The sequence below is a fragment of the Deltaproteobacteria bacterium genome (genome assembly GCA_016235345.1).
Lineage (GTDB): Bacteria > Desulfobacterota > Desulfobacteria > Desulfobacterales > Desulfatibacillaceae > JACRLG01.
In genome coordinates this window covers 1-21,266 of record JACRLG010000010.1, presented here as the reverse complement: position 1 = coordinate 21,266, position 21,266 = coordinate 1, and the positions used below count along the sequence as shown (strand labels likewise).

General features: G+C 56.7%; 17 protein-coding genes. 16 read left to right on the top strand and 1 reads right to left on the bottom strand.

The annotated features are described in order from the left end of the window. Positions 1–42: 42 nt before the first annotated feature. Entirely contained in the window at positions 43–339 is a 297-nt protein-coding gene (locus tag HZB23_04900) for an antibiotic biosynthesis monooxygenase (protein ID MBI5843993.1), read from the top strand. A 118-nt stretch (positions 340–457) separates the two neighbouring features. On the opposite strand, the gene HZB23_04895 is transcribed toward HZB23_04900, so the two are convergent. After that, positions 458–1,762 carry a B12-binding domain-containing radical SAM protein gene (locus HZB23_04895; protein MBI5843992.1) on the bottom strand — a complete coding sequence of 435 codons (1,305 nt, stop codon included), beginning with the start codon at positions 1,760–1,762 and terminating at the stop codon, positions 458–460. Between the two features lie 320 nt (positions 1,763–2,082). Between HZB23_04895 and HZB23_04890 the strand changes: the two genes are divergently transcribed. From HZB23_04890 to HZB23_04820, 15 genes are all read left to right on the top strand, one after another. Then, on the top strand, positions 2,083–2,397 hold the full coding sequence (locus HZB23_04890; GenBank protein ID MBI5843991.1) for a zinc ribbon domain-containing protein: 315 nt from the start codon (positions 2,083–2,085) through the stop codon (positions 2,395–2,397). A 139-nt stretch (positions 2,398–2,536) separates the two neighbouring features. Next, positions 2,537–3,352 (top strand): acyltransferase family protein, encoded by an 816-nt coding sequence (locus tag HZB23_04885; protein ID MBI5843990.1) that lies wholly within the window; start codon positions 2,537–2,539, stop codon positions 3,350–3,352. Next, on the top strand, positions 3,352–4,359 hold the full coding sequence (locus HZB23_04880; protein MBI5843989.1) for an SDR family oxidoreductase: 1,008 nt from the start codon (positions 3,352–3,354) through the stop codon (positions 4,357–4,359). The genes HZB23_04885 and HZB23_04880 overlap by 1 nt, the downstream gene beginning before the upstream one ends. 91 nt (positions 4,360–4,450) lie before the next feature. Continuing rightward, a complete protein-coding gene (locus HZB23_04875; protein MBI5843988.1) occupies positions 4,451–6,019 on the top strand; it encodes an amidohydrolase family protein in 1,569 nt (522 codons plus the stop codon). A gap of 70 nt (positions 6,020–6,089) precedes the next feature. Continuing rightward, positions 6,090–7,676, top strand: a complete 1,587-nt coding sequence (locus HZB23_04870) for a glycosyltransferase family 39 protein (GenBank protein ID MBI5843987.1) — start codon at positions 6,090–6,092, stop codon at positions 7,674–7,676. Between the two features lie 118 nt (positions 7,677–7,794). Then, positions 7,795–8,802 (top strand): NAD(P)-dependent oxidoreductase, encoded by a 1,008-nt coding sequence (locus tag HZB23_04865; protein MBI5843986.1) that lies wholly within the window; start codon positions 7,795–7,797, stop codon positions 8,800–8,802. Between the two features lie 193 nt (positions 8,803–8,995). Then, positions 8,996–9,955: a diguanylate cyclase gene (locus tag HZB23_04860; protein ID MBI5843985.1), complete on the top strand. Its 960-nt coding sequence runs from the start codon at positions 8,996–8,998 to the stop codon at positions 9,953–9,955. Between the two features lie 411 nt (positions 9,956–10,366). Then, positions 10,367–11,359, top strand: coding sequence for a PAS domain S-box protein (locus tag HZB23_04855; protein ID MBI5843984.1), 993 nt, complete (start codon positions 10,367–10,369; stop codon positions 11,357–11,359). Positions 11,360–11,915: 556 nt separating this feature from the next. After that, entirely contained in the window at positions 11,916–13,154 is a 1,239-nt protein-coding gene (locus HZB23_04850; protein ID MBI5843983.1) for a GAF domain-containing sensor histidine kinase, read from the top strand. A 161-nt stretch (positions 13,155–13,315) separates the two neighbouring features. Beyond that, positions 13,316–15,634, top strand: a complete 2,319-nt coding sequence (locus HZB23_04845) for a hypothetical protein (protein ID MBI5843982.1) — start codon at positions 13,316–13,318, stop codon at positions 15,632–15,634. A gap of 241 nt (positions 15,635–15,875) precedes the next feature. Continuing rightward, entirely contained in the window at positions 15,876–17,297 is a 1,422-nt protein-coding gene (locus HZB23_04840) for an ABC transporter substrate-binding protein (protein ID MBI5843981.1), read from the top strand. A gap of 251 nt (positions 17,298–17,548) precedes the next feature. Further along, complete coding sequence (locus tag HZB23_04835) at positions 17,549–18,022, top strand: hypothetical protein (protein ID MBI5843980.1); 474 nt, start codon at positions 17,549–17,551, stop codon at positions 18,020–18,022. A gap of 108 nt (positions 18,023–18,130) precedes the next feature. Then, positions 18,131–19,276, top strand: a complete 1,146-nt coding sequence (locus HZB23_04830) for a HAMP domain-containing protein (protein MBI5843979.1) — start codon at positions 18,131–18,133, stop codon at positions 19,274–19,276. A 340-nt stretch (positions 19,277–19,616) separates the two neighbouring features. Further along, positions 19,617–20,762: a DUF4388 domain-containing protein gene (locus HZB23_04825; protein ID MBI5843978.1), complete on the top strand. Its 1,146-nt coding sequence runs from the start codon at positions 19,617–19,619 to the stop codon at positions 20,760–20,762. 55 nt (positions 20,763–20,817) lie between these two features. Then, positions 20,818–21,180 (top strand): hypothetical protein, encoded by a 363-nt coding sequence (locus HZB23_04820; GenBank protein MBI5843977.1) that lies wholly within the window; start codon positions 20,818–20,820, stop codon positions 21,178–21,180. Positions 21,181–21,266: the final 86 nt, after the last annotated feature.

Sequence of the window (21,266 nt, the reverse complement as noted above, 5' to 3'; positions counted from 1 at the left end):
GAACAAACCGTTGACATCCTGAAAGGAAAAGGAAGGAAAGCCATGATATCGGTTATCGCAAAAATTCCCCTGAAAGAGGGCAAGGCCCAAGAAATTATGGAAGATGTGAAAGCCCTGATGGCGGGTGTCGCCAAAGAGGAAGGCACGCTTTTCTACACTTTGAGCATTGATAAAAAATCCCCGGACACCCTGGTTTTCATGGAGCGCTATGCTGACAAGGCCGCTTTTAAGGCCCACTCGGAAACCCCGCATTTCAACGAGTTCATGGGAAAGGTCCTGGGGGTTCTGGAGGGCGCGCCGGAAATCAGCGTTTTGAACGAGGTGTTGTCGGCCAGGTAAGGAAATTGAATCAAAGGTTCAAGTTTTTAAAAAAACATGAAGCAGTCCAGGATGTTGTGTTTTACGACCGGCGTCCGGGACTGCTTCGCGCGTTTTTGAGCAGTTGAATCAGAGGCCCTTATACGGGCATGGAAGCCTTGGGCATCCTCATGGCCTTTTTGCGGTAACTGACATTCATGCCTATGCGGTAAGCCAGATTCCCGTGAAGCCTCAAACATCTTTTAGCGATGTTTTTCGCCGAATATATTTCGCGGAAGGCCCAGAAATAGCCTTGCTGCAACTGGTCTGCGGTCATGTTTTGGGGGGTTATTATCACCTCGCCCGTGTGGTATTTCGACCAGTCCCTGTCCGTTATCCTGCCCGCCCGGTCCATCTCTCCGTAAAGCCTTGTGCCCGGAAAAGGGGTGAGGATGTTGAACTGGGCTGCGTCGATGCCGCTTTCCATTATGAAATCAACGGTCTTTTTGAAAACGTCCGGCCCATCGTTATCAAGCCCGAAGATGAAGCTGCCCAGTATGTTGACCCCGGCGTCGTGGATTATTTTTATGGCTTCCTTATATTTTTCAGGCGTGTTCCACGATTTTTTCATGCTTTTGAGGTTCTGGCCGCTAAGGCTCTCAAAGCCGATGAAAACGTATTTTCCGCCGCTTTTGGAGTAAAGTGAGAGGAGCTCCGGGTTTTTCGCAATTTTTATGGTGGCCTGCCCGCCCCAGGATTTTTTGAGAGGGATCAGCCTCGTGAAAAGCTCTTTTGAGTAGTCGGCCTTGGCTATTATGTTGTCGTCAACAAAGAAAAAATCCCTGGTGTCGAAGCCCTTTATCTCCTCGATTATCTCCGGGATGTCGCGGGTGCGGTACTTGTTGCCGAAAAACTCCGTCACCGCGCAGAAGCTGCAGTCGTTGGGACAGCCCCGGCTCGCCTGGATGGTGTTGAAACAGGATACGTACATGCTGCGGGTTAAAAGGTCGCGCCGGGCCGCAGGCATGTTCTTCATTTCAACGGTTTTATCCGACTGGTAGACGGGTTTCATCTCCCCCTTTTCACAGTCGGCCAGAACCTGCCTCCATACGTTTTCAGCCTCGCCTTTTACCACGCTGTCTGCGTGTTGAAGGGCTTCCTCAGTCATGAAGGAGACGTGTATGCCGCCAAGAACCACCGGCACGCCTTTTGCCCGGAAACGGTCGGCGATCTCGTATGCGCTGGGAGCTTCGGCGGTGAAGGCGGTGATCCCCACGAGATCGGGCCTGGCGTTAAAGTCAACCGGCCGCTCCCTGGAATCAAGTATTTCAACGTCCCAGCCGGACGGGGTGAGAGCGGCCAGCACGGGAAGGCTCAAGCGCACGAAACCGGTTTTTCCCGAAGCGGACACCTTGCCCCAGTAGCCTCGGTCGTTTCGGGGCAGAACAAGCAACAGCCTTTTCATGTAATGATTCTTTCGTTCCTGAATGTGGAAAATCATGGCCCGGAGCTTTTAAAAAAAAGTGCGTGAAGCATTTCGGGGGAGGCGCACCTTGCATCAGTGGAAAACGGGCGGAGAAAAATTTCGGAGGTTCGGGTATGGCCTCAGGGGCCGTGAAACCGACTTTAGCCCAATTGCCTGGATAGTCAAGGCGCTTGGCGTAAAACTTTGGTAACCCGCCGTTGTTCCGGGCATTTTTCAGGATACCCTTGACAAAAAATTCAAGCGGATGAATTATTTCCTCATAAATGTTGCTTGTCCATTGAATCCGGGGATTGCCAGACATGCCCATCTACACCTACGAGCATCTTGAAGAGCCCTGCGCCTTCGGGGAGATTTTCGATTTTCCCCAGCCCATGAGCGCGGACCCCATAACCGAGTGCCCCAAGTGCGAAGGCCCGGTGAGGCGCATCATGGCCCGCCCCAACATCAACCGCCCCAAGGGCGACACCGAGCTTCGGGACTTGGGCTTCACCAAGCTGGTAAAACGCGATGACGGGGTTTACGAAAACGTGACTGCCCGCAATGGCGAAAGCCGCTACATGGTGAAAGGCAGGCCGGAAACCATACCTGACGTGAAAAAAAATATCAAAGACTGACTCGCCTGGGGCCTGAGTCAAAAAAATCCGCGATTGGGGTTTTCCCCGCCTTCCGACTATGTTATATGGATACTTCATCCGATCCTTTCAAGTTTCCAGTTTCTTCATGCCGTCCCATTCCCTTTTCAAGAGGATGCCCATGAAAATCAGGACTTTGCTGAAAAAGCTGTTGGTCACGCCCGACGTGGAGGACATTCTCCAGAAAATTCCCAAGGACGTCGGGTCCTTCGGCTACGACCCCTGGGGCTTCAACTGGGACAGCGCCATGATCGGCCTGGGCCTTTTCAAGAAAATCTACGACCACTATTTCAGGGTGGAGGCCTACGGCCTGGAGCACGTACCGCCCAAGGGCCGGGTGCTAATCATCGCCAATCACAGCGGCCAGATTCCCTTTGACGGCGCGCTGATCGGCACCGCCGTGGCCACCAACCCCGGCGGACCCAGGGCCGCCAGGGCCATGATCGAGCGTTTTTTCCCCACGGTTCCCTTTTTGGGAAATCTTCTGAACGAGGTGGGCGGCGTTATCGGTGACCCGGTGAACTGCGTCCGGATGATCCGGCGCGAAGAGGCGGTCATCGTGTTTCCGGAAGGCGTGCGCGGCAGCGGCAAGCTCTACAAGAAACGTTACCAACTCCAGCGCTTCGGCAACGGCTTCATGCACATCGCCATGACCGAACACGCGCCCATAGTGCCAGTGGGAGTAGTGGGCTGCGAGGAAACCATGCCATCCCTTGCCAATATCAAGCCTTTGGCCGATCTTCTGGCCGTGCCCTACGTTCCTGTCACGGTTCCCTTCCCCTTGCCGGCCAAGGTCATTCTTAACTTCGGCGAACCCATGATATTTTCCGGCGACATAGATTCCGAGGAGGGCGTGACCCAGAGGGTGGAGATGGTCAAGGACGCCATTCGGAAACTGATCGAAAAAGGACTCAGCCAGAGAAAAGGAGTTTTCTGATGCCGCGCAAGAAAAAATCCGAAGCGAACCAGGAAGCTGCTGCCGTCAAGTGTGTGCCGGAAAAACCCAAGGGCGAGATTCTGGTCACCGGGGCCGCAGGAGTCCTTGCCCAGGAAACCATTTCCAGGCTCCACGAAAAATACAGGATCGTGGCCGTCGACTTTCGGCGGGCGGTTGAGATCGGGGACGACATCCCCAGCTACAAGGTTGATTTTTTGAAGCGCGGCCTTGAAGACATCTTCCGCAAGCACGACATAAAGGCCGTCATCCATCTGGGACGCATAGGGACCAACCCCCAGGGCGGGTTTCTGCGCTACAACGGAAACGTCATCGGAACCCAGAAGCTCTTCGACCTGTGCGTAAAGTACAAGGTGGACCAGGTTATCGTCCTTTCATCCTTTTTCGTTTACGGGGCCAACGCGTACAACCCGGCCCTTCTGAACGAGGACACCCCCCTGAAGGCCTCGGACCTGACCCTTGACCTCATCGATTCCGTGGAGCTGGAAAACCTCTCCAACATCTACATGTACAAGTATCCTGGCCTTCACATGGCGATCCTTCGGCCCTGTAATATAGCGGGCCCAGGGGTGCGCAACAACATAGGCCGCCTCCTGTCCAGGAAGGTTGTTCCGGTGCTGTGGGGATTCAACCCGGTCATGCAGTTCATCCACGTGAAGGACGCAGCAGAGGCCATAGTGCTGGCCTACGAAAAAAAGGTTCCCGGCGTCTACAACATAGCCCCCGAAGACTGGGTGGCCTACAAGGACGTTCTGGCCCGGTGCGGGATAAAGGGGGTGGCCATGCCGTCCATTCCCCCGGCCCTTCCGCGCATAATCAGCCGGACCTTCAGGTGGAAGTCCTTTCCCAGCTACCTCATCAACTACTTCAAGTATCCCACCATTATAGACGGCGGGAAATTCGCGCGCACCTTCGGGTTCAAGCCGAGACGCAGCCTTGAGGAAATTTTCACCCATTATCGGGAGATGAAGAAGCGCGCCTTTTTATAACTGCGATCCTGAAAAGCCCGGAAGGTGCTGGGCAACCGGACTTGCGGGGAGATGAGGACGCGGGCTTTCCTATAGCGGATGGAACAACTTAATGAACAGAAGACGCTTTCTTGAACTTTGCGTGGCTGCGGGTTTTTTTGCGGCTTTTCCCGAAATGACGGGCTGCGGCCCGAAAAACGCCATGCCCCGGTCTGCCAAGGGAAAGGCCCTTGCAATCATCAACGGGCGCGTGGTGGACGTCGTAAAGGGCAGGGTTCTGGAAAACGCCTCCCTTTTTATCGAGAAGGGGCGCATAGTCTCGGTGGATTTCGGCCCGGCCCCCAAGCCCACGGACATGCTCACCGTTTTTGACGCCGAAGGCGCGTATCTGATTCCCGGCCTCATGGACGCGCACTGCCATTCCACCATGTCGGCGGCCTACGGCATAAAAAGCGTGGAAGCCTGGCGCCACTACAGGCAGCTTCGCCGCCAGTACGAGGCGTCCATCGCAAGCGGCGTCACTACCTTAAGGGACGTGGGGGCCTTTCCGGGGCTCCTTCACGAATTCATAAGGGAAATCGAATCAGGGGCACTTAACGGCCCGCGCATCGTTTTCTGCAACTCCATTTTGAACGTCGCCGGGGGGCACCCGGACATACCACCCACGGACGTCAACGTTTTCGCCGGGATAACTGCCTACCACATGGGCATGGCGATGACCAACTACAGCGGTAAAAAGGAGCGCGATTACGCCCTTTCGAATAACTCCACCGACGCGCATTTCGTGAAGCTCACCGTTGACAGGGAGTCGCTTCTGTGCGGCAAGGGCGAGATTCCGGTCTATCCGGACGATGACTTAAAGGCCATTTTCGGTTTCGCCGAAAACCGGAACATGCCGGTTGTCTGCCACTGCCTCACCGGGTGGGGCCTGGAGCGCATGGCTTCCTGGCCCGTCCACAGCCTGGAACACATAGTTTCCGATACCGTCCTGACCGACAGGCAGGTGTTGAACATCGCCAGGAGAAAGACGGCGGTCGTCCCCACCATAAGCCTTGGCGAGTCCTACCTCATCGAGGAGGCGTACAACGTCCTGCCGCCTGAGTATAACGTCGAGATCGTGCAAAAGGAGCTTCTGTTCCGGCGCGAGTATCTGCGCGAAGTTCCCGAATACCAGTGCGACCCGGTCATCCACGCCCAAAACATGGCCCGCCTTTCCGATTACAAGCGATACGCATGGAGCGACATGCCCGCAAAAAAGGTCTATCTGGCCAGGCCCGACGCCTTTTTCGGAACCGCCATCACGGGAGTCAGGAACCTTCGCAAAATGCGTGATGCCGGGGTTCTGATAGGCGTGGGCATGGACGCTGGGCTCCCCTTCTCGTATTTCGGCAGCCTTTACCGTGAGATGGAGATGCTGCAAAGGATAGGCTTTTCCCCGGCGGAGGTTCTTGCCTGCGCCACCATCAACAACGCGAAGATTCTGGGTGTGGAGGATCGCCTTGGAACGCTCGAGGATGGCAAGTGCGCCGACATCGTGGCCCTGAACCAAAATCCGCTTGATGACATGGCGGCCACGAGGCAGCCTTCGGCGGTCTTCAAGGAGGGAAGGCTCGTTCACTCGAATCGTGAATGGAAGCGCGACGCCGACGGAATGATGAGGGCCACCGGAATCGCTGCGTGACGATTTTGAGGAGCCATCCTCAATGTTACGGGCCTCGCCCGTTGATAAGATATCCCAGGGAAGAGGCAAGGTGCCGGAAATTGCAGAACCAAATGCTGTGCCGCAATCACACGGAAAATACCTCACATGGGCGGCCCTACTGGGCCTAATTGCCCTGGCCCTCTATCTGGCCTTCCGTTTCACCATAAACGCCCTGCCTTTGCAACCCGATGAGGCAGACGTGATTTTCGGCCCGGAGTGGAGCGTCTCTAGGGGCCTGCCGTCTTCGGCTGGCATTTACCCCGGCTTTCCCCACCTGTTTTTTTCATTTTTCTCAAGTATCTTCACACCCTTTCTTCCGAAAGACCCCATTATCGCGCCCTGGGTTGTGTCCCGCGCGATAAACCTCGCCTTATACGGATTAAACATCGCCATCTTTTTCCTGGCATCCAGAAACTTTCTTTCCCGGCCCTGGGCCTTTCTTGCCGCCCTGGTTTTCGCTCTCAGCCCCGGGGTGTTTTTTTCGGCGATTTTCGTCAAAACAGAGTCCCTGCTGCTTCTGGGCATATGCGCGTCCCTGTTTTTCGGCGGAAGGCTGGCGGATGATCCCCAACAAATCAGGTGGCACGCCCTATTGGGGGTCTGCGCCGGGCTTACCGTAGCGGTAAAGTTCAACCCCTTTCCGGTGCTGGTCTGGGCCGCCGCCCTCTGGTTGGCGCGGGACAGGATCGATTTCAGGAGGAGCCTCTCCGCCACGGGAATTTTCATTCTGGCCGCCCTGGCCTCCACGGCCCTTATGTGGCCGGGGATTTTCGACCTTTCCGCATACAGCGCCCAGAGATTCAAGATCGACATCTATTTCGAGAACGCCCCCTCGGCCTTTCGGGGTGTGGATGAGCTTTTCGCCTTTCCCTACGGCAGGTTCAGCTACGGCCTTTGCCTCATCCTTCCCTTTGCAGCCGGACCGCTCAACTATCTGGCCGCGCTTGTCGGCCTCATGTTTTCTGCGGCCCCGAAAAGGGTGCTGGCCCTTTGGGGAATCGCTTCAGCCTGCTACCTCCTGGCGGCCCTCTGGGTCACCCTGATCCGCCCCGCCTGGCTCTTCACTCCTGCCATACCGGTAATTTCCATCGGATGCGTGTTTTTCTGGAAGCGGATATGGGAGGGTTTCGGAAAAACTGGCATGGTCGCGGCTTTTGTCGGAATGGCCCTTGTGGTGGCCGTCTCCTTTTACCAGTATCCGGCGGCGGCAATGGGCATAAACGAGACCATAAAGGCCCAGGCCGAGGGCCTGGCCGAGGCTTTCAGGCTTTCAGGCCAGGGCCGTCCCCTTGGCCGGGACGATGTATTGCTGCTCACCAACAGCGGCCTTGCGGTTCACCAGAGGTACGCGGCGCAAAGTCCGTCGAAAACCGTTATGGAAAGGCGTCCGCAATATATCCTTGTCCTGGATTCCTACCTGAAAAACTTCTGCAAATACCGGAAAAATCCGGGGTACGCCGTCCAGTGCGCCTTTTTCGGGCGTCTCATGGAAGGCCGCGAAGGCTACAGCCCGGTATGGACGCGAAGGATAGATTTTCCGCTAAGGTCGTGGAGCCCCGATCCAGAAGGCTCCATGACGGTGCGCCTTCTGCGGAGAAACGGCCAGCCGCCTGCGAAGAAAGGTTCCGGCTTGTGAAAAAACCGATATTGGCATATATCGGGCCGGGCATTTGAAAGCCCCTGTGGGCGGATCTGGCCGGACCCTTCGGAGAAGCGCGTTTCATGCAGTCAAAGTCATTGAGAAAAATTCCCTCATGAAGGTACTCGTCACCGGCTCTGAAGGATATGTCGGGGCCTTCGTTTCCGCAGAACTTCTGTCGCGCGGCTACAGCGTTGTCGGCCTGGACAATTTTTCCAAGTACGGCCCAGGCGTCCCGGCCTTCGGCACTCATCCGGGCTACAGGTTCGTTTTCGGAGACGCGGGGGACAGAAAACTGCTCAAGTCCTTATTGAGTGAATGCGAATATTTCATAATAAACGCGGCACTTACCGGAGGTGTGCCCTTTCTTTCCCAGAGGCCCTACGACATACTGGCCGAAAACGAGCGGATCACCAAGGCCGCCTTTGACGCCGCCATCGCCGTCCAAAGCGAGAATCCCCTAAAGCGCGTGGTGCTCATAAGCTCCAGCGCGGTTTACGAGAACGCCCAGGTCATACCCACCCCCGAAAGCCAGGCGGAAACCTGCCCCGCGCCCGGAACATCCTACGGCCTTCAGAAGTTGTGCGCGGAATTCTACGCAAAAAGCGCCTTTATGCAATACGGCCTCGATTACACCATCGTGCGCCCCTTCAACGTTGCCGGCGTCGTCGCGTCCATGAGGCCGGATGACGCCGAAGAGCGTTACGCCCGCTCGGCCAGCCGCAGCACCCACGTAATCCCCCAGCTTGCGCAAAAGATTCTGGGAGGCCGGAACCCGCTTCACATCTTGGGCGACGGGAGCCAGGTGCGCTCCTTCATCCACGGGCGGGATTTGGCCCTGGGAATCCGGCTCGCGATGGAGCGTCTTGAAGCATCGGGCCATGCCTTCAACCTGTCGTCGGATCAGGCCGTTTCCATCATGGAGCTGGCAGGGATGCTGTGGCAAAGGCTCGCGCCCGGAAGAACCATGCAGATCGAGTCCGGTCCCACCCTTGCGGCGGAGGTGAGGCTTCGGGCGGCGGATATGGCCAAGGCCCGCGAACTCCTGGGTTTCCGCGCCGAAACTGGCATTGACGGAATACTGGACGAGGTGGCGCTCTGGGCTTCCGGGCAGGGAGATTAGACCAGCATCCACCGAGAATCGAATTTCCTTTCCTTCTTCCCGCATGCATAAGAGCCTTCTTGAAAATTGCGCAATCCTGTTGTAAGAGCCTTGCACAAAACCGTGATTATGGATTGAGGGCCGCTCTCCCATGCCGCTGTCGGCTCTTGGGCTTTTGGGCGCGCCATCGACACCATCCGCTTTCGGAGGAGCCATGCTGGACGAATCCGCCTTTAAACGCGACATCCTGGACAACCTTTTCGAGGGAGTCTATTTCGTGGACAGCCAGAGGGTCATCACGTACTGGAGCGCGGCCACGGCCAGTCTGACCGGGTACAGCGCCGAAGACGTCGTCGGAAGGACCTGCTGCGAAAACATCATCAATTACGTGGACAAGTGGGGGCACAGCCTTTGCGAAACCGGCGGCTGCCCCGCCCAGTTGAGCATGGAGGACGGTGAAATCAGGCAGATGCCGGTTTCCTACAGGCACAAGGAAGGGCACATGGCCCCGGCCTGGGCCAAATTCATACCGGTAAAGGATCAATCAGGGAAAATCTGCGGCGTGATGGAAGCATTTCAGGACATGAGCCCCATAGAACGGGAGCGTGAAAAGTCACGGCTTCTGGAAAAAATGGCCCTCATGGATCCGGTCACCCGCATAGCCAACCGCCTTGCCGCCACGGCCCGCCTGGATGCCAGGCTCAACGAGCTCAAGCGTTACGGCTGGCCCTTCGGGGTTCTTTTTTGCGACGTGGACCGATTCAAGGAGGTCAACGACACCTACGGCCACGAAACCGGGGATCTGGTTTTGAAGGCGGTGGCGAAAACCATTTCCGCCAATGTTCGCTCTTCGGATTTCGTGAGCCGCTGGGGAGGCGATGAATTCCTGGTGGTTCTCCAAAATACCAACGGGGACAATCTTTTTCGCATAGCCGACAAGATACGCCGCCTCATGGAGCAATGCAGGGTTATCGCCTCCGGCGACGGAGGGCGCGTCACGGTGGGGGTGACCGCCTCCATCGGGGCCACCCTGGCCCTGGCCGACGACAGCCCCGATTCGCTTTTGAGGCGCGTGGACAGCCTGATGTATCAAAGCAAGAGGGAAGGCACCAACCGGGCGAGCGTTGATGAGAGTCGGAACGCCGTAAACACCTCCTGCAAAAATGGGCCGTAACGGCCCAGGCGTCCTTTTCCGGGCCTTGCCGCCGGGCGGGTTGTGAAATTACTGGGAAATACCCTAGCTGTTTTTTACAGAATTATTTATCATCTCTCTTGAAAAATCCTACGCATTCATGCTATTTCTTAAATTGTTCCGCGTAAACGCCTCCAAAGAGTGTTCGCTGGCCTTTTTATCCCGGACAAGCCGTTGCTTCCACCCGAAAAGCGGTCCGGTCCGGGAGGGAATCAGGCCCATGTTTCCGGGCTTACGAACATTCCGCCAAGGCCGCATCCGGAATTGTTCGGGCAGGGGCAGACTCACGCATGATTTGATTTGCAAAGTGTTGTATTTGTATTATATGATATATAAATATCGGACGGCGGCCCCGGAGCCAGCCGCACGGCTGTAGAAAATGGAGGTTGTTTTATGGGACAGAACCCAAATTATGGGGTCTTTAAAAATCTTTTGTTCGAGTCCCTCGTGGATGCTGCGAAAAACGGCCAGGGTCTTGAAGCGGAAAAATGGGCGAGGATCAAAACCGAGGAAATGTCGGTCAGATTTTTGGCCCATTTTGCAGACGGCGACGATTTGACCCTGCCCGTGCTGAAGGGCTTCGTAAGCTCCAGCGAAGCCATAGGCATATCAGACCCCAATGGCGTTCATTATTTTCAGAATCCCGCCTTTGCCGAAATGTTCGGATACACCGCCGAGGAACTGATGTCCGCCGGCGGCCCCAGGGCTATTTACAACGATGGCGACACCTTCAGGCAGGTCTTCGACAACATTATGAGCGGCCGGTCCTGGTGCGGCGAAATCGAGATGAAGGCCTGTTGCGGTCGGGTCTTCCCCGTTTCCCTGCGGGCCGACGCCATAAAAGACATCAAGGGAAACATCGAGGGCCTGATCGGCATTCACACTGACATATCCGAACGGCGCGAAATAGAACGCCAGCTCAGGCGGACCCAGGTCGAGCTTTCGGTGAAGAGCCAGGAACTGTCCGAGACCAACGAGGCCCTGCACCGAATTGTCGTCCAGATGAAGGAGGACCGGAAGAACGCGGAAAAGCGGATAGTGGACAACGTGGGGGATTTCGTGCTGCCCTACGTGAGGCGGATGAGGGAAGTTGTAAGGGAACCGGAACTTCTGGTGTTCATCAACGTGATTGAGGACAACCTTAACGAAATCGTGGCCCCGTTCATGGAAAGGCTCGTTTCAGGCAAAGTGTCGCTCACTCCCAGGGAGCTTGAAGTCGCCAACCTGGTGAGAACCGGGGCTACAAGCCGCGACATCGCCAAGCTCCTCAAGGTTTCCAAAAGGGCGGTGGAATTCCACAGGGACAGCCTTCGCAACAAGCTGGGCCTGAAAAAGAGCAAGAAGAACCTGAAATCGCATCTTGATTCAATCTCCGGCTCCCGCTGACATCCCTCAAAATTCCGGTAAGGGCTTTTCCTGTTCAACCGGCGGCCCCCGGCCTTCGTCAATTTCGGTTTCCGCGCGATTCGTTCTGTTTCATCCCGAATCATCAAAACCGGCCATTATTTTTACCGCCTGTTGAAAAGCTCCAATCATACAGGCTGATGAAAAACGATGAAGCGCAAGGAAGGCGAGCGGAAAAGGAGGGAGCGTACTCTTTTGTACGTGACCAACTTTTCCGTGACGCCTGACAAAGCGATTTGCGTTTTAGGGCAGCCTGTTATTACCGGGAGCGCAATTTATTTCCATTCTCCGCTTTACAGAAAATAGTGGAGGTGGAAGACCGGGGCGCTTCTTCCCGCATCGGGCTTTCCATGAAAAAGGAAAAGAACCATGCTCTGCTTAATACGAACATAATTCTTGAGATTCCTCTCCAAGGGTTTATACTGATCTGCGCCTCGGACAGCCGTTCCCCTCGTTTTTTTGTAAAGGTCGCCAGCCGGTGAGGCCATTATTGTTTTTGCAGAAAAAGTGAAATCTCCGCCCAAAGGCTTACTGCCCAATGGAAACACCCGCAACCATTCTGGACACCCTTGCGGCTCTCAGCAGCCACTGCCGCAACACCAAGCTCTCCTGGGACAAGCGCCTGAACCTTGTGCTGAAAGAGATTGTGCGCTCGCTTAACGTGGACAAGGCTTCCATCATGATGAGGCAGGGCAGGGCGCATCTGGCGGTAAGGGCGTCCACCCGCCCGGAGATAGTGGGGGTGCTGGTCCCCCTGAACTCCCAGAGCCCGTCCGCCTGGGTTGTGAAAAACAAGGCCCCTCTTTACGTTGACGAGGAAAACCCCGCCGATGTCTCGCTCAAAGAGGCGCGCTACACCAAGCGGGCCTTTTTTTCCGTGCCGCTCATGATCAAAAACCGCGTGATCGGGGTTTTGAACATCACCGAAAAAAAGAACGACGATCACCTGAGCGAGGCCGAAAGAAAGCTCGCCATAGAGTTGTGCGCCCGCTTCATAACCGCCCTTGAGATGGAGCGCATGGCCGACCTTTTGCGCAAGCGCGAACGCGACCTTAGGGAGAAGAACAAAAAGCTGAAGGAGTTCGAAAGGGTAAAGGAAGACCTTTTCAACATGCTGGTTCACGACCTGAAAGGCCCCATCTCCGAGCTTACGTGCCTGCACGGAATCCTGTCCGAGGGGGTGAGGGGCGAGAACCAGACGGTGGTGAGGGCCGCCCAGGCCGCATGCGGCGGGCTGTCCCAGATGGTTTCCAACCTCCTGGACGTGGTCCAGCTGGAGGAGGGAAAACTTCCTCTCAAGCCGGAGCCTATAGCGCCCGGTCCGTTTTTGAAGGAGGTCCTGTCCGGTTTGGCGGCCCTGGCCTGGGTCAAGGACATCGTTTTCACCTTCCAGCCCTTCGCCAGCGCCGGAGTCGGAACCCTTGCTGCGGACAAGGCCCTTTTGCGCCGGGTCCTGGCCAACCTGCTAACTAATGCAATACGTTACTCCCCGCCGGGCGACCGGGTGGAGGCCGGCTTTCTATATCCTTCGGCCAGTGAAATCGCCTTTTTCATTAAGGACAACGGTCCAGGCGTGCCGGACGAACTGAAGGAAAGGATATTTGACAAGTTCGTGCGCGTTGAAAGCCGAAGGGATGAGCGCAGCTTTTCCACCGGCCTTGGTCTCGCGTTCTGCAAACTGGCCGTTGACGCCCACGGAGGCCGGATCAGGGTTGAGGACGCAGCCCCTGTGGGAGCCCGCTTCTTTTTCACCCTGCCCCTTAAATCATCCCGTTAAAGCAGCGATTACGAGGCCCCCGGTCCGCCCGAGTTCCCAAGTCGTCCGCTGTCGGAGTCCAAATGTCCTCGCCCTGAAAATGCCAAGGGATTTCTTGCATTTGGCGCAGCTACGTGGTAAACTTTCATAAAGAAGTTATGAAAGCCGTCACAGGGGGCGCGATGGATTTTTCGGACAACTACGAAGACAAAATCAACTCGCTTTTCGAAGACCTGGGAGAGATTGAAACAGGCTCCCCGGCCGCATCCTCCTCCATTCCGGGTCTCATAGAAACCCTGCACGAGCAGGAGGGTCGCCTGGACCCCCAGCGGCTCACCCTTGTCCGGCTGTTCAGCACCCTGGCCCTCTACATGCGGCGGGCCTGCTCCAACGACCCCGACGCCGTGCTTGAGACCTGCACAAGGATAGCCGGCCTGATTCAAAGCCTTTCGGAAAACGGCCTTCCGGGCGGACGCTTGGTCATACGCCACCGTGGGCGTGGGATCGCCAAGGCGGGCCCGGCCTCGCAGAACACCGATTACGTGCTTTCCTGGAACAGGCTTTTCCTGGACGCAGAAAGCGTCAAGGTCCTGGAAGAGCGCCTGGGCCCTACGGCTCCGGCCCTTGCGTCCGAATTCGAAAAAGCCGCCATCGTCCTTTTTGGCTCAGGCATAACCAGCCTCGTTTTAAACCTTGGCGAGGAAACCAGGGGGACGCCCGACGATCCTTACGGGCTGAAGGTGTCGGGCGGGGCCCTGTGCGCCTGTTTCGCGGCCATTGCCCGCCACGCCGGCACGGGGCCGGACCCAGCCCCTGGCGCTCTCACGCCCATGGTTATCAACGACGAGTACAGAAGACCGGACCCCAATTTCACCCTTCTCGCAGTTGCAAACGGCCTCAGAAGGGGAGAGGTCCAGGTCCTTGTGAACCGACTTTCGGAAATGATGAAAAGGGCGGGGGCCAGGGATCCCCTTCTCAATTTCACCAGCCTCTACGAGGCCGTTTTCGCGTTCAGAAAGATTACGGGCGCTTTGAAAAGGCCGGCCCTCGAAGTCAACCACGTCCGGTGGCTCCTGGCCTTTGATGATTCGGAAAACCTTGGGATATACAAGGCGGCTGCGGCCCGGCTGGTGTCGCGCCATTTCGGGCCGTCCTCGTTCAAGTCCGCCCGCATACTCGGATGCCTGGCCGCAGGAGGTGGCGGAGCCGACAGTTCCTGGCAGCTCGCGGACCGCCTGGGCCTGTTCTCCGAACTTTTGGACGCTTCCGCCATCGCATTTTCCGAGGCCGAGGAAAACCCGGCCACATCCGACATCCTTCCCCACGATTTCAACGACCGGATACTGGCCATCGCGGAACGGTTCCTGGCGAACACGCCCGACGAGGTCTACGACATGCTTTCCGTTGAAGGCGAGTTCGTTGCGGGCCGGGCGGAAGATTGTGCCGAGGAAAAGAGGTGCGTCAACCGGAGCCTTATCGATCTTGTCCTGTTTTTCAGGCAAAGGAGCGCCACCAACCGGAAAATGAAGAGCCTTTTGAGGCACGCGGATGTTTTCGATGACAAGGATTACGAGGTTGTTGCGAGGGATTTCGGAGTCAGCGTGACGGACGCCACCGAACTGGTTGGGCTTCTGACCGGCAGCTTCGATTCCGACGGCCATTTTCTGCGCCAGGCCTTTGAAAGAAGCATTCCGGCATTTTGCCGCCATGAAAAAAAGGTCTTCGGTTTCCTGTGGTATTACCTGAAGGAGCACGTGGCCAAAGAGGACCGCATCGCCCTTCTGAACGCCCTGGCCCTTTTGGCCAATCGCATCAGAAATCCCGAAGACGCCCTGAAGGTTCTGCTGGAAGGATATCTCGCCGATGGCCAGAAGGTCTATTTTTCCGACCGCAACGCCCTCATACTGGCCAATATCCTGGTGCGCAAGTTCAACAAGGAGCTTTTGAAGGAAATCCGCATGACCCCGGAAGAGGTCCTGCGGGTGAAGGACGGCCTGGACAGGCCTAGCGCCGATTTTGCGGCAGGCTTTCTGGATGACAGGATGGACGATCTTTTCATCAAGACCCGCTCCGTCCACAAGGAGCTTTCGGCGGCCTTGAACCCTTACACCTGGCACGATTCCATGCCCTTGGGCTACCTTCTAACGCTTGAAAGGGAGGCCTACATCTTTTTTTCCCTGGTGGGCGGGGCTGCTGCCCGGACGGTTCTCCGCAGCGCCCTCTGGGAATACGGAAACCCGGACTCGGCCATTTATGGAATGGTTGAAAGGCCGGATCAGATGGCTTGGCTTTTCCACCTCCTGCAGGTGGTGGTGAGGGGCGTGGGCCGGGTGGGTGAGCCCATAGACGCCGCCATTCTCATGGAAATCAAGACAAAAAGGGAAGGATTTCTTAGTATTGCGAAAATCAGGGGCGCTTCCGAACAGGTGAAAAAAGTTATGGCCTGGGTCGACGGGGCGCTCGAAAGTCTTGAAAAAAGGGGGCGGATTGTGGAAAAATAGAGACGTTTCCTTAAAGTTGTGTAAAAATAACGCCTTGACAAGACGAACGTTTTTTAATAGCCATTTGGTCAAAGATTATTCCATGCGGTAACTTTTGTCCGATCCGCGCTGTGCCAGTTTCCATGCCTCGTTCATAAGGGCTTGTGACGGGCAAGGTTTTCGGTCGTCCCAGAGCGGGCGCGGAGCCAGCCCGACCAAGCCGTCACGCATCCAATCCGCAACCTTCGAGGGAGGTGCCAAAATGAAGTCCGTGGCCACCAAGGCGGTAATTCTGATTTTACTGGCCGTTTCGGGCTACATCCTTTTCGCCCCGGCCCGGGGTGTTTCAGAAGACGCGCTTCCCGCGTCCGAGCCCGCCATTGCGGCTGAGGCTGATCCTGCGCTGGTCCTGCCCGCCGGAGCCGAGCCGGTCGCGGAAACGCCTGTGGCAGCCGACATTGCTGCTGAAACCGATGAAATAGTCATCGGCCTCAACATCCCCCTGAAAGGCCCCTACAAGGAGCAGGGGGAGGACCAGAAAAAGGCCTACGAGCTGGCCGTTGACATGATCAACAAGGGCGGCGGGCTTCTGGGAAAAAAGGTCAAGGCCGTCATAATGGACACCGAGAACAACCCCCAGCTCGCCCAGCAGAACACCCTCAAGATGATCTGGGAGCATAACGCATGCATGATCTCCGGCGGTTCCAGTTCCGCCGAGGCGGTGGCCATAGCCGACGAATGCCAGAAGCAGGGCGTTGTTTTCATGACCGGCCTCACCCACGCCAATGACACTACCGGGCACACAGTCACGCCCGCCGGCTTCACCGTCCAGACCGCCCGCCGCCATACCTTCCGGTGGTTCCTTAACGCCTGGATGTCAGCCAATGCGCTGGCCCCCTACCTCGTGGAAGAATTCGGCAAGAGCTCGAGTTATGTTTACATTACAGCCGACTACAATTGGGGTCACTCGGTCGAGGAGTCCATGCGCAGGTTCCTGGAAATCAAGGGCGCAGACACCTACGACGCAATCCCGGTTCCCCTTGGAACCAAGGATTATACCGAGCAGCTCAAGCAGGCCAAGAAGCTTGATCCGGACATACTGGTCCTGGTGCTTTTCGGAGCCGATCAGGTGGCCGCTCTGAAACAGGCCGATGAAATGGGCCTCGACAGCAAGATGCAGATCGTGGTGCCCATCGTCGATATGTACATGGCCCACGAAGTCGGCGCAAAAGCCTTCAGGGGCGTAATTTCCACCGCGATTTGGGATTGGACCCTTGAGGACACCTTCGCCGGAACCAAGAAATTCGTCGAGGCCTTCCGCGCCAAGTACAACCGTCCGCCCGGAGTTTCGGCGGCCTGCGCCTGGGTTGCGATAAACCAGTGGGCCGAAGCGGTGAAAAGAGCCCAGGACCCCTTTGCGGACGACAAGATAATCCACGCCCTTGAAGGAGCCCAGGAAGGCGGCAAGGGCCACAAGTTCACCCTTCTGAAGGGCGAGGAGCAATGGCGCAACTGGGATCACCAGTGCATCAGCTCGGTTTACATCATACGCGGTAAAAATCCCAAGAAGGCCAAGAGTGAATGGGACTTCTTCGAGCTTGTGTCCGAAGTCCCCGGCCTGAAGGTAATCCAGACACGTGAGGAAAACCCGGTGAGCCTGGACCCCCTGGTCATCGAGGAATAGCCAAAAAATGCGGGCGGGCGGCCTTTTATCGGACGTTCGCCCGGCAGCGCAAGCGGATATTTGCCTTTGTTGGTCGTCTTTAAGGCATTCGCTCGGACTCATCAAATATGGTGAACCCTTAAAAGTCCTGTGAGGCTTAATCAAACCGGTTGAACAACGGAGCTTTTACGCCCCGGATATCAGGGGCTTTTCCCAGCCGGTTGAAAACAGGCCTTTTTCCGGGTCATCAAGGCGGGTATGAGGAATTGATTATGGATGACTTGTCGGGTGACTTCTCCCGTATGATTTTTAAAAGGGTCATGACTGGCGGCCTGGGAGAATATTCCCTTGACGGCCAGATGATCGGAGTGCTGGTTGAACTGGACGGTTCCAAGAACGTGGGAACCATAGCCGAAAAAACCGGCATCTCCCTTGAGGCGATGCGAAGGATCATCGCCAAGCTTCTTCAGCTCAAGATCGTTTTGCCGGTCAAGAAGCAGGTGAAGGTTATTGAGGCCGATTTCCTCGAAGCCCTGGAAAAGGAGCTCGCCCTGGCCATCGGCCCCATCGCCGAGGTGGTCATAGAAGACGCCATTGCCGATCTGGGGCACAGCCTGGACAATTTCCCGGCTGACCAGGCCGCCGAGCTCATCGATTACATATCCCAGGAAATCCAGCGCGATGACCGGCGAAACACGTTCCGCCAGAACATGGTCAACCGCATCCGCCAGAAGGGCTATCTCTGATTTTGCCGCCTGGGCGAAGCCCAAGGGCTGCCTGAATTATTTTAGGATCATCGAAAAACCGACGGACAGGCAAACCGTCTCAAACCATTTACGGGAAGGGGTTCGGACATGGCTGAGAGCAAAACCTTAAAGGTCGCTTGCCAGGCGTGCGGAACAACCAACACCATTGATGCTGATGCGCTCGCGGAAAGCGGCGGCATAACGCTCTGCACTTCCTGCGGCAATCTCATTCAGACCGAGGCTTCCGATGCTCCTGCTGCTGCCGCGTCGGCCCCGGATATTGCGCCGGAGGCGGCGCCCGCTCCGTCCCCCGGCATGGACGAAAGCAGGCCAAGCGCGGGAATGGGACGCCGCATGGGGCTCAGGGGCAAGATGGCCGTGCTGTTTCTTGCCGTTCCCCTGGTGCTCATGACCGTTGCGGGCATTTTTTACGTTTGGCAGTTGAATCGCATGGTCAGCATAGTCAAAAACACCAGTACCGACATGGTGACCCGTATCTCCGGCGAGCTCATGGCCCAGTACAGCAGGCAGGCGGCCATACAGGTGCGTCGTTACCTTGCCGACCACCAGTTCGTGAAAAAGGAGGACTTCAACGAAAAGGAGCACGAGTTCAAGCTCCTGGCCGTTCAGAAGGTCGGCCTTACCGGCTTCACCTGTCTTTACGCCCTGCCGGATGCAGGCAACGTATGGCGCATGTGGGCGCATGTCGATCCCGATTTGGTCGGCGTCGATCTTGCCGCCGAGATGAAAAAGTTGCTGGGCGCGGGATTCGACGACTACTGGAAGATCGTTTCGGCTGTGGCGACAGGAAAGTCTGCGCGCGGCTCCTATTCGTGGACGGACAAGGACGGCAACATCCACGAAAATTTCATGGTCTGCACGCCGGTGGAAGGCCTTGAGGGCGGTCAGTACGCAGTCATGGTCGTAACGCCCATCGTCGAGTTCACCCGCGATGTCAAGCGCCTCCAAACCAGGACCGAAAACGTGGTGTCCAGCACCCGGTGGGCCATTCTGATCTTCCTGTTCATCACCATACTGGCCATAGGCGGAATAGTCGCCTACTACGGCGCGGTGATAACCGGCAAGTTGAAGGCCCTCACCGACGCCGCCGACAGGATCAGCACGGGCGAAATGGAAACCCAGATTACGGTGAAGTCCGACGACGAAATCGGAGACTTGGCCAACGCCATTATACGTATGCAGGAAAGCATACGCCTTTCCATAGACCGCCTGAAGCGCCGCAGAAACAGGTAAGCGAGGCAAACGAAACGGGCTTTGCACATCCAAGCCCGTTTCGCGAATAAAGGTCGTCCGGCCGGGTTTTCCCGCCGGACGGCCTTGTTTTTGGAGTCCCTGATGCCCGGTCCTAATGGCTCGGACCTTCCCTGGGAGGGTCGGCGTCAAATCGATAGAGCGGCGGACCGTGTTTAACGGCCCGGTTCGGAAAAAGCCCTTTTCCAGCCTGTTCTTATTGTGTCAATTGCATCTTCCCCTTTTGTTGCCTTTGACAAATCGGCTTTGAACAGGTAGATTGGGGAAAAAGGGATCTGCCCACCATCAAAAGGGCGCGGAAACCCCCATCACGGAAAAACAGATGGTACGCGACGTTCTGATCGTTGACGAAGACGAAGCCTTTCTTACCACGGCCCTTGAAAAGCTGGAGCCATTCGGCGAGACGTTCAGCGTCCTGATCGCCACGGATGACGCCGACGCCAGGCAGGAGTTGGCAAAAAAGCCAGTTTCGGTGTTGGTCGTGAACATCGAAAACGCCGAAAGCGGCTTGGGCCTTTCCGTGCTGGACCACGTATCCGTTGCCCACCCCGAAATCACCGTCGTCGTGACTTCCAAGTCCGCAACCGCCGATATACAAAAACTCGCTGAAAAACAAGGCGCAGCCGCCTTTCTGGAAAAGCCGCTCAACTTCACCGACCTGGGGCGCAAGATCAGCGCAGCCATACGCAAGGAGGGCGACGCAGGAACCCTGCGCGGAGTCAGCCCCGGCATGTTTCTCCAGATGATCGAGATGGAGGAGCGCTCCTGCGTGATCCGCATGGAGGACGAGCCGTCCAATTCCCTGGGGGTGCTCTTTTTCCGCCAGGGCGAGCTTCTGGACGCAAGGGTGAGGGACCTTTCGGGGCCTGAGGCGGCGTACATCATTTTCTCCTGGGACGCTGTAAGCCTTTCAATACAGAATGGCTGCCCGCCCAAGGAACCCAAAATTTTCATGAACGCCCAGGCAGTCCTTCTGGAGGCCATGCGCCGCCGGGACGAAGGCGGCAAGGAAAGCAAGCCCAAAAAAGCCGAGGCCCACCAGGAGGAGGAACTGGGCGGCTACGAGGAGGACCTCACCGACAGCGACCTCGAAGCCGGTGAAGACGCCAGTCTCGGCAGTTTTGAAGACCTTTCCGATGATGATCTGGTGGCCCCGCCCACTCCTGCAGCCGAGGCCGAAGCCAAGGTCGAACCCATCAGCACCTTAAATTTCGTTCGCAACAAGCTGGACCGCGAGCTGGGCGACAAGTGCGGGCTTCAGGACATTATCCACGACGGCAGATGGGATGAGTTCGTGAGCCTGGCCGAAAGCATAGGAAACCTGTTCGCCGCCGGCAAACTCCGAATCTGTTATATCGACAGCGAAAAGGAAAGCGATCTCATCCTCATCCCCGGCGACAAGACTACCGTCGTAACACTGAAACCCCGCTGTCCCAAGAACAAGGTGGTGGACGTACTGTCAACGTGATGCTGATGTTTTGAAATTTCCCGGACCTTCCATTGTTTTTTGAGAAACGACGGCCATGAAAGAGATTTTCAAGGATATACTGGGAGTGGAAAACGTTTACGGCGTACTCTTCGTGGAGTCGGACGGCAAGGTGGCCTTCCGCGAGTTTACCGTAAATGTTGACCCGGCCCTTGACTCCGTTGACTGGCCTCAATTGCTGAACACCTTTCCCGAAGCCAAGGAGTTCACCCTGGTTTTCGAGATGCGCCGCCTGTTCGTTCGCCGCGCCCCCACCGGTTTCATCCTCGTGCTTCTGGGTCTTGTGGCCCCGATCTCCATGGTGCGTCTGAATTGCGAATCAGTTCTTCCCATACTGGAAAAACAGGCCCAGGCCGGCGCCCAAGGCAAGGGCCTCATGCGGTTTTTCAAGCGAAAATAAGCTGTTGCCTCCATCTTGCCCCATCCTCTTTACTCGATTGCCCCGTTTGTGATATAAGACACTCCAAGGTAGCGGACCGTGCGCCC